We start from the raw sequence: 13,509 nt of genomic DNA, 5'->3' as shown, positions 1-13,509 counted from the left end.
GCGGGATCGCGCACGCCGACGCGCTAAGATCGCCGCCATGCGCCACGAATATTGCGAAGTCGATGTCTTTGCCACCGCCCCGTTTAGCGGCAACCCGCTCGCGGTCATCGAAGACGCGGACGCGTTAAGCGACCATCAGATGCAGGCAATCGCCAATTGGACGAACCTGTCCGAGACCGCGTTCCTGCTGCGCCCCACCGCGCCGGAGGCGGACTACCGGGTGCGGATTTTCACCCCGCACACCGAGCTGCCCTTCGCCGGGCACCCCACCCTGGGCAGCGCGCGGGCCTGGCTCGCCTTCGGCGGAACCCCGCGCCAGCCCGGCCAAATTACCCAGGAATGCGCCGCGGGACTTATCACCATCCGCCAGGACGCCCCGGGCGACGGCCCCCTCTTCTTCGCCACCCCGCCCCTGCAGAAAAAGGGCCCGCTGAGCGAGGACGAGCTGGCCGACAGCTGCCACGCCATCGGCGTGGACACGGCTGCGGTCATCTCCCACGCCTGGGTGGACAACGGCCCGGGCTGGCGCATGGTCCAGCTGGCCGACGCCGCCGCCGTGCGCGCCCTCGGTTCCTTCCGCCCCACCACCCCGCACAAGCTCGGCGTCGTGGGGATGACTGGACAGCCCGGCGCGCACGGCGACAGCGACGGCACAGCCCGCGACGACTCCCCGGCCTATGTCATCCGCGCGTTCACGCCCGACCACGAGGATCCCGTGACCGGCTCACTCAACGGCGGGGCCGCGCAGTTCCTGCGCTCCCAGGGCGCCGTGGGACCGGAGTACTGGGTCAGCCAGGGCACGTGCCGCGGCCGCGCCGGGCGGGTGGAGATCCGCGACGACGGCGACGACCTCTGGGTCGGCGGCCGGGCCACGGTGCGGATTGCCGGCCACGTGGAGACCTAAATCCCGTTAGGCTAGGCCCATGACGTTTGTTCTAGGCAACGGCACCGAACTAACCGCTGATTTCACCGCGGCGCTGCCCGACTTCGTGCGCGCTAGCTGGGGCGAAGAGCAGCCCGACCCGCGCCTGGTCCTGCTCAACCGCCCGCTGGCAGTTCGTCTCGGGCTCGACCCGGAGTGGTTGGCCAGCCCGGAGGGCATCGCCTTCCTGTGCGGGCGCGGCAACCCCGCGGACCAGCCCCCGCAGGCGATGGCTTATGCCGGCTTCCAGTTCGGGCAGTTCAACCCGCACATGGGCGACGGGCGCGCGCTGCTGCTGGGCGAGGTCCGCGACGCGCACGGGGTCCTGCGCGACCTGCACGTTAAGGGCACGGGCCGGACGCCGTTTTCCCGGCCGGGGACGGATGGGCACGCCACCCTGCCGGCCATGTTGCGCGAGTACGTCTTTTCCGAGGCCCTGCACGCCATGGGGATTCCCACCACGCGCTGCCTGGCGGTCATCTCCACCGGCCGGCCCGTGGCCCGAGAGCGCGCCCTGCCCGGCGGCATTTCCGTCCGCGTGGCGGCCAGCCACCTCCGGGTGGGCACGTTCCACTACGCGCAGCTGCGCGGCCCGGAGGCCACCCGCTCGCTCGCGGACTACGCCATCCGGCGGCACTACCCCACCCTGGCGGATACCGCCGAGCCTTACCGAGACTTCTTCCGCGCCGTCATGGAGGCCCAGATAGCCACGGTCGTCCGCTGGCAGGAGGCCGGCTTCATCCACGGAGTGATGAACACGGACAACACGACCATCTCCGGCGAGAGCATCGATTTCGGCCCCTGCGCTTTCGGCGAGTGCTTCGACCCGCACGCGGTCTTTTCCTCCATCGACCGCTTCGGCCGCTACGCCTTTGGGCACCAGCCCAACATCCTGGGCTGGAACCTGACCCGCCTGGCCGAGTCCCTACTTCCCATCCTGAGCGACAACCCCAGCCGCGCGACCGAGGTAGCCCAGCGGGAAGTCGATAGCTTCGGCGAGCGCTTCGGCAACTACGCCACCGACTACACGCGGCGCGAGACCCTGGGCCTTTCCGACGACGCCCCCGACGCGCTGGTGCGCTGCTGGCGCGAGCTGCTCGCCGAAAGCCAGCCGGATCTGACTACCTGCCACCGCGACCTCGCCGCGGCCGCCGGCGGGGATCCTGAGGCTACCCGGCGCCTGACCGACACGCTGGGCGAGAAGGAGTGGGTAAACGAGTGGCTGGCCACCGGCCCGGATGCCGCGCGCTTGGACCGGCACCACCCGCGCTTCATCCCTCGTCCGCGGGCGGTGGAAAACGCCCTCGACGCCGCCGCGGACGGTGACTTCGCCCCCACCGAACGCCTGGTTACCGCCCTGACCGACAAGGGCGCGGACGTGGACACGCTGCCGGATGACGAGCGCGAGCTGCTCACCCACCCGGACCCGGGTGGCTTGGAGAACTACCTGACCTACTGCGGGACCTAAGGCCGCTGCCTCCCCGTCGCCTCACCCCACGGGCGTGACGGTCATTGTCTGGGAAAACGCACCAAGCCCCGCCTGACGGCCAAGGGCCGTGGCGGGGCAAGTGTTAGAAGACGCTGTCTAAGCTAGAACGCTTAGTCTTGGTCCAGCTTCAGGGTCTTCTGGGTGAACTCCCACATCTCGTCGAAGAGCTTCTGGTTCTTGGTCAGCTTTTCGCCGTAGGACGGGATCATCTCGTAGATCTTCTCGGACCACTGGATCATGTGCTCACCGAAGCAACGCTCCAGCAGCTCCAGCATGACGGCCGGGGCGATGGAAGCGCCCGGGGAAGCGCCGAGCAGGCCGGCGATGTTGCCCTCCGGGTTGTTGATCAGCGTGGTGCCGAATTCCAGGGAGCCGAAGCGCGGGGCCGGGGCCGGTTTGATGACCTGGACGCGCTGGCCGGCCACGATGGTCTCCCAGTCATTCGGGTCGGCGGACGGCACGTACTCGCGCAGGGACTTCATGCGGTCGTCGAAGTCCTTCATGACCTCCTGCACCAGGTACTTGGTCAGGCCGAACTCCTGGGCGGCCACGCCCAGGTAGGACGGGATGTTGTCCGGGCGGATGGACTTGAACAGGTCCAGGTTGGAGCCCTTCTTCAAAAACTTCGGGGTCCAGCCACCGTACGGGCCGAACAGCAGGCCCTTCTCGCCGTCGATGACGCGGGTGTCCAGGTGTGGTACGGACATCGGCGGGGCGCCGACGCTGGCCTTGCCGTAGACCTTGGCCTGGTGCTGCTTGATGAGCTCCGGGTTGCTGGCACGCAGCCACAGGCCGGAGACCGGGAAGCCAGCGTAGCCGGCGACCTCGCGCACGCCGGCCTTGCGTAGCAGGCCGAGGGCGTAGCCGCCCGCGCCGACGAAGACGAACTTCGCCTTGGTCATCTGGGTATCACCGGTGTGGCGGTTCTTGGAGTAGATCTTCCACACGCCACCGTCGCGCTTGAGGTCGTAGACCTCCTGGCCGTAGCGCACCTCAGTGCCGGCAGCCTTGGCGGCGGTGAGGAACTGCTTGGTCAGGGCGCCGAAGTTGACGTCGGTTCCCACGTCGGTCCAGGAAATGGCGACCTTTTGGGAGTTGAAGTCGCGGCCCTGGGCCATCAGCGGGAGCTTCTCTGCGAAGACGGAATCATCCGCGGAGAACTGCATCTCGGGGAACATGTGGTTCTGGTTGAGCAGTTCGTAGCGGCGCCGCAGGTAGTCTACCTGGATTTCGCCCTGGGCGAAGGACATGTGCGGAACCTGGTTGATGAATTCCCGCGGGTCCGTCAAGATGCCGTTGTTGAGCTGGTGGGACCAGAACTGGCGGGAGATCTGGAACCTCTCATTGATGTTCATCGCCTTGGAGGCATCAATGCGGCCGTTCTTCTCCGGGGTGTAGTTAAGCTCACACAGCGCGGAGTGGCCGGTGCCAGCGTTGTTCCACGGCGAGGAGGACTCCTCGGCGGGAGCGTCGAGGCGCTCGAAAACCATCTGGGTCCAGCTGGGCTCTAGTTCGCGCAGCATCGCACCCAGGGTGGCGCTCATAATGCCGGCGCCGACGAGTGCTACGTCTACCTCGTCAACTGCTTGGACGACGTTTTTTGCGGGGGACACCTTATTACTTACCTCTTCATATTCAATGATTGTGGTCAAAGTTTCGCAAAAGGGGCTATCCGATCCTTTCGCAGCGCAGTGCCTGGGTCACCGGCTTCGCGGCCCCAGGCAAACGCGTTGTCTACAACCCTACGCTGGTAGCCCAGCGATTTGTACAGACGCCCCGCCGAAGACGTGATTGAGGCGGAATTGAGGCGCAAGTGTGCCTAAAGTTGGGGGCATGAGTGTGAACCAACCCGAACACTGGCACCCCGACCGTTTGGGCGCGGGATTTTTCGCCCGCGCCCTCGAACTAGGCCCCGATCCGCTAGGTGAAGGCGATCTGTGCGCCACTCTCGTCCTGTACTACCCCGGCCCAGACGGCGCCGCTGATGCTCCCGCCACCACCGTGGAGGACGGCCCAGAGGGGGACGAAGAGTTCGCTTCCCGCCCAGCCCTTTTGTGGGTGCACGGGATGACCGATTACTTCTTCCAGGCACACGTGGCGCGCTATTTCCACGCCCGCGGCTATGCCTTCTACGCCATTGATCTACACAAATGCGGCCGCTCCCGCCGGGATGGCCAGACGTGGCATTACGCCGCGGCGATGGAGGAATACTTCGCCGACCTCTACGCGGCCTTGGAGGTTATCTGCGGCCCGCACCCGGATGTCACTCCCCTCGCGCATTCGACGGCCGGGGTCATCGTGCCGCTCTGGTTGGACCGGCTGCGCACGTTCCAGCCCGCCGCACACGCACGAGTGTCCTCGGCGATATTTAACAGCCCGTGGCTCGACATCATGGGCGTGCCGAAGCCCGTGTTGCAGGCCGCCAAGCCGGTCATCAACGCCATCGGCAAGGCCTTCCCGAAGGTGGCCTTCCCCGGCGGGGGCTTAAGCGCTTTCGGCGACTCCATCCACGCCTCCCGCTACGGCGAGTGGGACTACGACACCACACTGAAGCCGGTGTCCGGACACAAGAAGTACCTGGGCTGGCTGCGCGGGGTCATTGCCGGCCAGGACCGGATCCACCAAGGGGCCATCGATATCGGCGTGCCGGGGCTGGTGCTGTGCTCGACCCGCTCGCGGCTGGGCAAGCCCTATTCGCCGGAGACGGACACGACCGACGCCGTCGTGGATGTCTCCCAGACCGTCCACTGGGCTCCCCGCTTGGGCAACGACATTACTGTCTGTCCGATCCTGGGCGCCCGGCACGAAGTCTTTTTGTCGCTGCCGCCCGCACGCCGCGAGGCCTTTGAGATTAGCTCTCACTGGCTAGCACGGGCACACTAGTAGTAAAGGACTACCTTTCAAGGCTCAACGAGGCCTTAATCTTCGGGCCCTACTTCACCACCAGTTATATAAGGAGAAAATCCATGACCCAGTCCGCCGCCGCCCCGGCTGTCGACGCCCACTATGACCTCATCATCATCGGCGCCGGTTCCGGCAACTCCATCCCCACCCCGGACTTCGACGACAAGTCCATCGCCATCGTCGAATCCGGCCGTTTCGGGGGAACCTGCATGAACGTCGGCTGCATCCCGACGAAGATGTACGTCTACGCCGCCGATACCGCCTACGGCACCCGCACGGCCGACAAGCTGGGCATCCAGGCCCACGTGGACAGCGTCGACTGGGACTCCATCGTGGACCGTGTCTTCCACCAGCGCATCGACAAAATTGCCGAGGGCGGCGAGGCCTACCGCCGCGGCGACGAGACCCCGAATATTACTGTCTATGACCAGCACGCCAGATTCGTGGGCCCCAAGACCATCCGCACCGGCCAGGGTAAAGAAGCCACAACGATTAGCGGCGAGCAGATCATCATCGCTACCGGCTCGCGCCCGCTTATCCCGGAGGTCTACGCGAACTCCGGGGTCACCTACCGCACCAACGAGGACATCATGCGCCTGGAGCGACAGCCGAAGTCGCTGATTATCGTCGGCGGCGGGTTCATCGCCATGGAATTTGCCCACGTCTTCGACGGGCTGGGCACTAAGGTCACCATCATCAACCGCTCGGAGGAGCTACTGCGCTTCCTCGACAAGGACCTATCCTCCCGTTTCAATGAGCAGGCCAAGGAACGCTTCGAAGTCATCACCGGCGCCAATGGCACCGCCCTGCGCGAAGGCGGCGAGGGCGTCGAGCTGGAGCTGGACAACGGCCAAACAATCACCGCCGAGGAGATCCTCATCGCCACCGGCCGCGTGCCCAACGGCGACCAGATGAACCTGGACTCTGCCGGGATCGAGATGCGCGAGGACGGGCGTATTGCCGTCGACGACTACGGCCGCACCACTGCGGACGGCGTGTGGGCGTTGGGCGACGTCTCCTCGCCCTACATGCTCAAGCACGTCGCCAACGCGGAGACCAAGGCCGTGCGCCACAACATCCTGCACCCGGACGACATGCGCCCGATGCCCCACGATCTGGTCCCCTCGGCTATCTTCACCCACCCGCAGATTGCCACCGTGGGGCTTACCGAGGATGCCGCGCGCGAACAGGGCTACGACGTGACCGTCAAGGTCCAAGACTACGGCGACGTGGCCTACGGCTGGGCGATGGAGGACCACACGGGAATCTGCAAGCTCATCGCAGACAAAGCCACCGGCCAGCTGCTGGGCGCGCACTACTACGGCCCGCAGGCGTCCACCCTCATCCAGCAGATGATCACCCTGATGGCCTTCGACTTGGACGTGCGTGAGGTCGCCACGAAGCAGTATTGGATCCACCCGGCCCTGCCGGAACTCACCGAGAACGCACTCTTGGGGCTAGATTTTTCCTAAGTTTTCCCAAAAAACTCACCCCGACCGCCGGTGTGACTACATCACCATCCAACACAATAGTCACACCAGCATCAGCACAGCAGGGACTTTAGGGTCGAACAGTTGTCCTTAATTCAATTTAAGTATATTTAGCTTGGAGGAGACTGATAACTCTTCCCCCAATTAGTGTGAACAGGCTGCATTTGCGCACCATATCCGTTAGCATTCCTCTTTGACACCGGCTCCAGCCACTGTCCGGGGACCGAGTGTAATCTGGCAATCCCCTGGGATTGCCACACAACACAACAGGTTTCCACGAGGGAAGCCTTGCACATTACGACCTCTCTTAAGGATTTAATATGCGTATTCGCAAAGCAGCCATCGCTGGCGCCACTGCCGTCGCTGTAGCCTTCAGCGGCACCTCCATCGCTACCGCTGAGACCACCGTTGACCAGGACGGCAACCAGATCGTCGTCGATGACCACACCAACCTGACCACCGATGGTGCTGAGCAGGACACCACCGACAAGGACTACACCCCGAGCCTGTCCTCCAAGATCAACACCGGCCTGAACCTCGAGGGTGACAAGGCAGCCGACGGCGTCTCCATCTTCGGTTCCTCCAAGGACTTCACCAACGTCCCGAACTGGGCAAAGGCTCTCTACGGCCTGCTGATCGCCGGCGGCATCGGCTCCGTGCTCGGCATGATCGTTGGCCCGCTGGACAACTTCATCAAGTACGGCCCGTTCTCCCGCTAAGACAGCACTCAGCTCAACTCGTTTCCCTGAAAGGTAACTAAAATGCGCAACTTCCGCACCGCAGCTGTTGCTGCCGCCACCGCTCTGACCGTCGCCTTCTCCGGCACCGCCATCGCCTCCGCCGAGGACAACGTCCCCGAGGACACCAAGTCCAGCTCGAGCTCCATCGGCTCCTTGTCGTCCCAGTGGGGCAAGGACCTGGGCGCTTGGAGCGAGGGCGAGGACGGCAAGCCCGTCATCAAGGACGAAAACCAGGTCTCCGGCGTCGACCTGCTCGGCTCCGAGAAGGCAGATGATGAGGATCTTCCGGACTGGGCCGCCCTGTTCCGCGACACCACCATCGCCGGCGGCGTTCTGTCCCTGGTTGGCGGCCTGATCGCTGCTTACAACTACGCTGTGTTCAACGGCATCCTGCCGGGCCACATCTTCGACGGCCTGTTCAAGTAAAGCGTTTACTCGAATACGCTAAAGCGCCGGTCCCATTGTGGGGCCGGCGCCTTTTTATGACTTCTCCCCGTTCGGCGTGGGCGCCAGCGGGGAGGAAGGGTGCTTAGTTCTCGTCCGGGAGGGTGAGGATTTCGTTGCCATCCTCGGTGATGACCAGGGTGTGCTCGAACTGGGCGGTGAACTTGCCGTCCTTGTTCTGCACGGTCCAGCCGTTGGACCAGATCTCGTAATCCAGGGAGCCCAGGTTGATCATCGGCTCGATGGTCAGGGTCATGCCCGGCTCCAGGACGTTGCGGTAGGCCATGGAGTCGTAGTGCAGCACGACCAGGCCGTTGTGGAAGGTCGGGCCCACACCGTGGCCGGTGAAGTCCTCGACGACGTTGTAGCCGAAGCGCTTGGCATAAGACTCGATGACGCGGCCGATGACGTTGACCTCACGGCCCGGCTTGGCGGCCTTGATGCCGCGCATCATCGCTTCCTTGGTGCGCTCAACGAGCAGCTTGTGCTCCTCGGAGACGTTGCCGGCGAGGAAGGTGGCGTTGGTATCGCCGTGCACGCCGTTCTTGTACGCGGTGACGTCGATGTTGACGATGTCGCCGTCGGCAATCACGGTGCTATCCGGGATGCCGTGGCAGACAATCTCGTTAAGGGAAATGCAGCACGACTTCGGGAAGCCCATATACCCCAGGGTCGACGGGTAAGCGCCGTGGTCGCACATGTACTCGTGCGCCACGCGATCGACCTCGTCGGTGGTCACGCCCGGGGCCACCGCCTTGCCGGCCTCCTGCAGGGCGTTGGCCGCAATCTTGGAGGCCTCACGCATGGCCTCGATGGTCTCCGGGGTCTGGACGAACGGCTCCCCAATATTTTCTTGGACCGTGTCCTTCCAGACGTATTCGGGGCGCTCAATGGACTCATCGACAGTGCGCACGGGAGTTTCTTTACCAGGTTGCAGTTTTCCGCGGTTAGTCATGCTCTCCATCGTAGTCCCCATGACGGCAAAGCAACCCGCCGGGTTCAGACGTCGTTAACGCTGCGCGCGGCGCGCGTTAGTTCTCCGCCGGGGCCGCCGGCGTGTCCGGATCCGGCTCGGCGCGATGCTGGTCCAGTTTCTGGAAGAAGCTGTCCGTTATCGCCACGGAGACCTCCGAGCCGCCGCCTAAGACCACCAACGTGGCGAAGGCGATATCATCGTCGGCGCGGTAGCCGGTAAACCAGGCGTGCGAGCCCTCGTTGATCTCGGCCTCGCCGGTCTTGCCGTGGATTTCGCCGCCGGCCTGCATGCCGGAGGCCGTGCCGTTTGTCACCGTCGCCCGCATCATCTGCCGCAGCTTGTCGATGATTTCCGGGCTTGGTCCGTTGACGTCCTCACTGGCCTTGGTCTCCCGGCCCGCCAGGAGGGTCGGCACCGGCCGCTTGCCGGCCGCCACGGTCGCAGAGACCAGCGCCATGCCAAACGGGCTGGCCAGGTCGTGGCCCTGGCCGTAGCCGGCCTCGGTGCGCTCCAGCGGCTCCTCGCCCATCGGCACCGAGCCGGTGATGGTGTTTAATCCCGGCACCTCGTAGTCGATGCCCAACCCGAAGGCCTTCGACATGTCTTTCAGCTCGCCCGGGGCCAGCTTGGTGGAGATATCGGCAAAGGTCGTGTTGCACGATTGGGCAAACGCGCGCTCGAGCGGGACATCGCCCAGTGCGAAGCCGTTGTAGTTGGTTACCACGCGGCCGTAGATATCCATCGTGCCTGGGCACGGCACGATCGTGCTGGAATCCAGGCCCTGGTGGTCAACGCCCGCCCCGGCGGTGATGATCTTGAATACCGAGCCCGGCGGGTACTGGCCCTGCAGGGCCACATCGCCCTTCTTGTCGGCCTCGGCGGTCTGCGCAACGGCCAGGATTTCGCCCGTCGACGGGCGCATCGCCACCATCATGGCCTCCTGCCCCGCCCGGGCATCGACGGCCTCCTGGGCGGCGCGCTGGACGTCGTAGTCGATGCCCACCTTCAGCGCCGGCGCCGGCTCTGGGGCGTGGCGCTCGACGTCGCTGAGGGCGGCGCCGTGCTCGTTGACCACGGAAATGCTCCAGCCGTTGTTGCCGTCCACATCATCCTGGACCAAGGAGCGCACGCGCGACATAATATCCGGCGCGAAACCGGGGTCCTTCGTCACCAGGGCCGGTTCCTCGTTAAGGCGCACCGCGTCCACCCCGGCCAGTTCTTCCTGCAGGATCTTGCCGGCGGCCTCGCTGTACATCCCGACCGAATAGGTGCCGGTGTTGTCCTCCAGCGTCTTGGCCAGCTCCTTGGCGTCGATGCCACCGATGGTCTCATCCTCGGCTTTGGCGCGGGAGACCGCGTCGGCAATCCGCGCGGCCAGCCCGCGGGGCGAAGAGGTCTTCTCCCCGTCTACCAACAGGCGGAACTCCGTGCCGGGCTTGAGCAGCTCCACCCCGTCGGAGCTGACCACCCCGGCCCGCTCGGCTTCAATGGCACGCAGCTCCAAGTGCTGATTCGCCCCCAGCTTGGGATGGATCATCGACGGCTGCCAGCGCACGGTCCATTCGTCGTTGGACTTGGTCAGCGCCATCTGGGTGTCGTAGTGCAGCTGCCGATCCCGTGGCAGTGTCCAGCTCACCGAGTAATCCACGGTCGCGTAGCCCGGATCGTGGCTGTTGACGCCAGCCAGCTCGAAGTCCACGCCTTCGGCCTGCAGGCCGTCGTAGCTTTCCTGGAAGGTCTGCCGGGTGGCCTCGGCATTATCGACCAGCCCGTCTAGGGATTCCGTGTCGCCTTCCTCAAGAGCGGTGAATACTTCTTCGGCCACCGGATCAACCGACGGCGGCTTCGGCGTACAGGCCACTACCCCGGTACTACACAACGCTGTTACGCACAGCAAAGCCACCGCCTTTTTCATATGTGCAAACATTACTCAAGCGGTGGCTGCCGGCCGTGACCAACACGTCTTTCGTGCCGGCCTAAGCCAATTTGTTATTTCGTGACGCGCACCTCGGCCTTGGCGCCCTCGACGGCTTCCATGCCTTCTTCCTCAGCAATGCGCTGAGCTTCCTCGATGAGCGTTTCGACAATCTTGTCTTCCGGCACGGTCTTGATGACCTCGCCCTTGACGAAGATCTGGCCCTTGCCGTTGCCGGAGGCAACGCCGAGGTCGGCATCGCGCGCCTCACCTGGGCCGTTGACCACGCAGCCCATGACGGCCACGCGCAGCGGGAACTCCATCCCGTCGAGGCCGGCGGTAACTTCCTCGGCCAGCGTGTAGACATCGACCTGGGCGCGGCCGCAGGACGGGCAGGAGACGATCTCCAGCTTGCGCGGGCGCAGGTTCAGCGACTGCAGGATCTGGTCGCCCACCTTGATCTCTTCCACCGGGTCGGCCGACAGGGACACGCGGATGGTGTCGCCAATGCCCTGGGACAGCAGCGAGCCAAAGGCCACCGAGGATTTGATGGTGCCCATGAACTTCGGACCGGCCTCAGTAACGCCCAGGTGCAGCGGGTAGTCGGTCTGCTCGGCCAGCTGGCGGTAGGCCTCCACCATCAGCACCGGGTCGGAGTGCTTGACGGAGATGGCGATGTCGCCGAAGCCGTGCTCCTCGAAAAGGCCGGCCTCCCAAATGGCGGACTCGACCAGGGCCTCCGGGGTGGCCTTGCCGTATTTTTCCAGCAGGCGCTTGTCCAGGGAGCCGCCGTTGACGCCGATACGAATCGGGATGCCGGCGTCACCGGCCGCCTGCGCGACCTCTTTAACGCGGCCGTCGAATTCCTTGATGTTGCCCGGGTTCACGCGCACCGCGGCACAGCCGGCTTCGATGGCCTGGAAGATGTACTTCGGCTGGAAGTGGATGTCCGCGATGACCGGGATGGGCGACTTCTTCGCAATGGCCGGCAGCGCCTCAGCGTCGATGGGCTTCGGGCATGCGACGCGCACGATGTCGCAGCCGGACGCGGTAAGCTGCGCGATCTGCTGCAGCGTGGCGTTGATATCGTGCGTTTTGGTGTTGGTCATCGACTGGACCGAGATGGGGTGCTCCGAGCCCACGCCGACGGGGCCGACGGAAAGCTGACGGGTCTTACGCCGCGGGGCCAGGGTAGGCGGCGGTCCTTCGGGGATGCCGAGACCAATAGAGGTTGACATGCACGCTCCTTGCTTGTCTGATTTGCCGGCCTGTCCTCGCCCCTCCGACAGGCGCCGCCCGCAGAGGACGGAAACCAGCTAGGAAAAGTAGGGACAGGTTGTGTGGTACTACCGATAACGCCCCCACTTTAGCACTGCCTGGCGCGCACCGACGCCTGCGCTGTGGCGGGCCAATCAGCCGAACAGCCGGATGGGATTGACCACGTCCGCGATGATGATGACCGCGCCGACGGCCAGCAGCGCCGCCGCAATCGCATAAGTCACGGGCATGAGCTTGGTGTAGTCCGCCGGGCCGGCGGGTTGCTTGCCTGCCATCCGCCGGAAGAAGTCGCGGATCTTTTCGTAAATAACCACCGCGATGTGGCCGCCGTCAAACGGCGGGAGGGGTATGAGATTGAACAAGGCTAGGAAGAAATTCAGCGTCGCCAGCATAATGAAAAACGCCGCCCACAGGTTGTTTTCCACCAGCTCGCCGCCGACGCGGGAGGCGCCCACCACGGACATCGGCCCCTGCTCATCGCGCTCGGCGCCGAAGATGGAGGCCACCACGCCCGGGATCTTTGCCGGGAACTGCTTGATCCCCTCGACGGTCGCCTCCAGCATGTTCCACGAGTAGTGCCAGGTGGCCGGCCACGCCTCCCAGAAACCGTTCTGCCGGACCGTGTCCAGCGGCTGGTTGACCAGCCCGATAGACCCGGCCTCCACCAACTCCCCCTGCGGGTTCGGGCGCAGGACGGTATCAAGCTGCACCTCGACGGTGCGGGACTGGCCGTCGCGCTCGATGCCCAGCTCGACGGTCTTACCCGGCAGTTGGATGACCTCGTCGCGCAGGGCCGTGAAATCCGGTACCTCCTCGCCGTTCAGGGTCAGGATGACATCGCCCGGGCGCACCCCGGCTGCGGCCGCCGGGCCGTCGCCCTGACACGGCTCCAGGTTGCCGGCGATATCCGCGTCGGCGCTGCAGACGGTCTCGCCCACGCGCGGACGGTAGTCCGCCTTCGGATCGGGCAGGCCTGCGGTCTGGGCGACGATGAAGAGGATCAGAAAGCCCAAGACCAGGTTCACGGCCACACCGCCGCTGAGCACCGCGATGCGCTGCCACCACGGCTTGGTGTACATCGCGTGGGGCTTTTCCTCCTCGGTGAGGAACTCGTCCTGCGGGGTCATGCCCGCGATATCGCAGAATCCGCCGACCGGCAGGGCGGCCAGTCCGTACTCGGTATGCCCGCGGGTAAAGCCCGCCAGCTTCGGGCCGAAGCCGATGAAATAGCGGCGCACCCGCATCCCGAAGGCGCGGGCGGTGAGCATGTGCCCCGCCTCGTGCAGGGCGATGGTAATCCCGATGCCTAGGGCGAACAGGACTATCCCCAAGATATTGGCCATTAACAGTA

Annotated in this window: 11 protein-coding genes; 6 read left to right on the top strand and 5 right to left on the bottom strand. The window is 64.9% G+C overall.

Going from position 1 to position 13,509, the window contains the following annotated elements; all coding sequences use genetic code 11:
- Positions 1-37: 37 nt before the first annotated feature.
- Both QQS52_RS07150 and QQS52_RS07145 read left to right on the top strand, forming a co-directional pair.
- Positions 38-904, top strand: coding sequence for a PhzF family phenazine biosynthesis protein (locus QQS52_RS07150; protein ID WP_472773215.1), 867 nt, complete (start codon positions 38-40; stop codon positions 902-904).
- Between the two features lie 19 nt (positions 905-923).
- Positions 924-2,390, top strand: a complete 1,467-nt coding sequence (locus QQS52_RS07145) for a protein adenylyltransferase SelO family protein (protein ID WP_472773214.1) — start codon at positions 924-926, stop codon at positions 2,388-2,390.
- Positions 2,391-2,521: 131 nt separating this feature from the next.
- On the opposite strand, the gene mqo is transcribed toward QQS52_RS07145, so the two are convergent.
- The gene (gene mqo / locus QQS52_RS07140; RefSeq protein WP_472773213.1) at positions 2,522-4,024 is read right to left on the bottom strand and encodes a malate dehydrogenase (quinone); all 1,503 of its coding nucleotides are present in this window, start codon (positions 4,022-4,024) and stop codon (positions 2,522-2,524) included.
- Positions 4,025-4,244: 220 nt separating this feature from the next.
- Here mqo and QQS52_RS07135 point away from each other — a divergent pair, with 220 nt between their 5' ends.
- From QQS52_RS07135 to QQS52_RS07120, 4 genes are all read left to right on the top strand, one after another.
- Positions 4,245-5,294, top strand: a complete 1,050-nt coding sequence (locus QQS52_RS07135; RefSeq protein WP_472773212.1) for an alpha/beta hydrolase — start codon at positions 4,245-4,247, stop codon at positions 5,292-5,294.
- 83 nt (positions 5,295-5,377) lie between these two features.
- Positions 5,378-6,787, top strand: coding sequence for a mycothione reductase (mtr, locus tag QQS52_RS07130; protein ID WP_472773211.1), 1,410 nt, complete (start codon positions 5,378-5,380; stop codon positions 6,785-6,787).
- Positions 6,788-7,125: 338 nt separating this feature from the next.
- On the top strand, positions 7,126-7,524 hold the full coding sequence (locus tag QQS52_RS07125; protein WP_472773210.1) for a hypothetical protein: 399 nt from the start codon (positions 7,126-7,128) through the stop codon (positions 7,522-7,524).
- Positions 7,525-7,566: 42 nt separating this feature from the next.
- Positions 7,567-7,971: a hypothetical protein gene (locus QQS52_RS07120; protein WP_472773209.1), complete on the top strand. Its 405-nt coding sequence runs from the start codon at positions 7,567-7,569 to the stop codon at positions 7,969-7,971.
- A gap of 103 nt (positions 7,972-8,074) precedes the next feature.
- Here the strand turns inward: QQS52_RS07120 and map are convergent, their stop codons facing one another.
- From map to QQS52_RS07100, 4 genes are all read right to left on the bottom strand, one after another.
- The gene (gene map / locus QQS52_RS07115; RefSeq protein WP_472773208.1) at positions 8,075-8,944 is read right to left on the bottom strand and encodes a type I methionyl aminopeptidase; all 870 of its coding nucleotides are present in this window, start codon (positions 8,942-8,944) and stop codon (positions 8,075-8,077) included.
- A 76-nt stretch (positions 8,945-9,020) separates the two neighbouring features.
- The gene (locus QQS52_RS07110; protein WP_472773207.1) at positions 9,021-10,880 is read right to left on the bottom strand and encodes a penicillin-binding transpeptidase domain-containing protein; all 1,860 of its coding nucleotides are present in this window, start codon (positions 10,878-10,880) and stop codon (positions 9,021-9,023) included.
- Between the two features lie 74 nt (positions 10,881-10,954).
- The gene (ispG, locus tag QQS52_RS07105) at positions 10,955-12,118 is read right to left on the bottom strand and encodes a flavodoxin-dependent (E)-4-hydroxy-3-methylbut-2-enyl-diphosphate synthase (protein WP_070769459.1); all 1,164 of its coding nucleotides are present in this window, start codon (positions 12,116-12,118) and stop codon (positions 10,955-10,957) included.
- A 174-nt stretch (positions 12,119-12,292) separates the two neighbouring features.
- Positions 12,293-13,501 carry a M50 family metallopeptidase gene (locus QQS52_RS07100; RefSeq protein ID WP_472773206.1) on the bottom strand — a complete coding sequence of 403 codons (1,209 nt, stop codon included), beginning with the start codon at positions 13,499-13,501 and terminating at the stop codon, positions 12,293-12,295.
- Positions 13,502-13,509: the final 8 nt, after the last annotated feature.

Source organism: Corynebacterium sp. 1103A, from assembly GCF_055700955.1.
This window is presented reverse-complemented; position numbering and strand designations above follow the sequence as displayed.

Coding starts and splice junctions, on each gene's coding strand:
- QQS52_RS07150 (WP_472773215.1), top strand. CDS start 38: ATGCGCCACGAATATTGCGAAGTCGATGTCTTTGCCACCGCCCCGTTT.
- QQS52_RS07145 (WP_472773214.1), top strand. CDS start 924: ATGACGTTTGTTCTAGGCAACGGCACCGAACTAACCGCTGATTTCACC.
- QQS52_RS07135 (WP_472773212.1), top strand. CDS start 4,245: ATGAGTGTGAACCAACCCGAACACTGGCACCCCGACCGTTTGGGCGCG.
- mtr (WP_472773211.1), top strand. CDS start 5,378: ATGACCCAGTCCGCCGCCGCCCCGGCTGTCGACGCCCACTATGACCTC.
- QQS52_RS07125 (WP_472773210.1), top strand. CDS start 7,126: ATGCGTATTCGCAAAGCAGCCATCGCTGGCGCCACTGCCGTCGCTGTA.
- QQS52_RS07120 (WP_472773209.1), top strand. CDS start 7,567: ATGCGCAACTTCCGCACCGCAGCTGTTGCTGCCGCCACCGCTCTGACC.
- map (WP_472773208.1), bottom strand. CDS start 8,944: ATGACTAACCGCGGAAAACTGCAACCTGGTAAAGAAACTCCCGTGCGC.
- QQS52_RS07110 (WP_472773207.1), bottom strand. CDS start 10,880: ATGAAAAAGGCGGTGGCTTTGCTGTGCGTAACAGCGTTGTGTAGTACC.
- ispG (WP_070769459.1), bottom strand. CDS start 12,118: ATGTCAACCTCTATTGGTCTCGGCATCCCCGAAGGACCGCCGCCTACC.
- QQS52_RS07100 (WP_472773206.1), bottom strand. CDS start 13,501: ATGGCCAATATCTTGGGGATAGTCCTGTTCGCCCTAGGCATCGGGATT.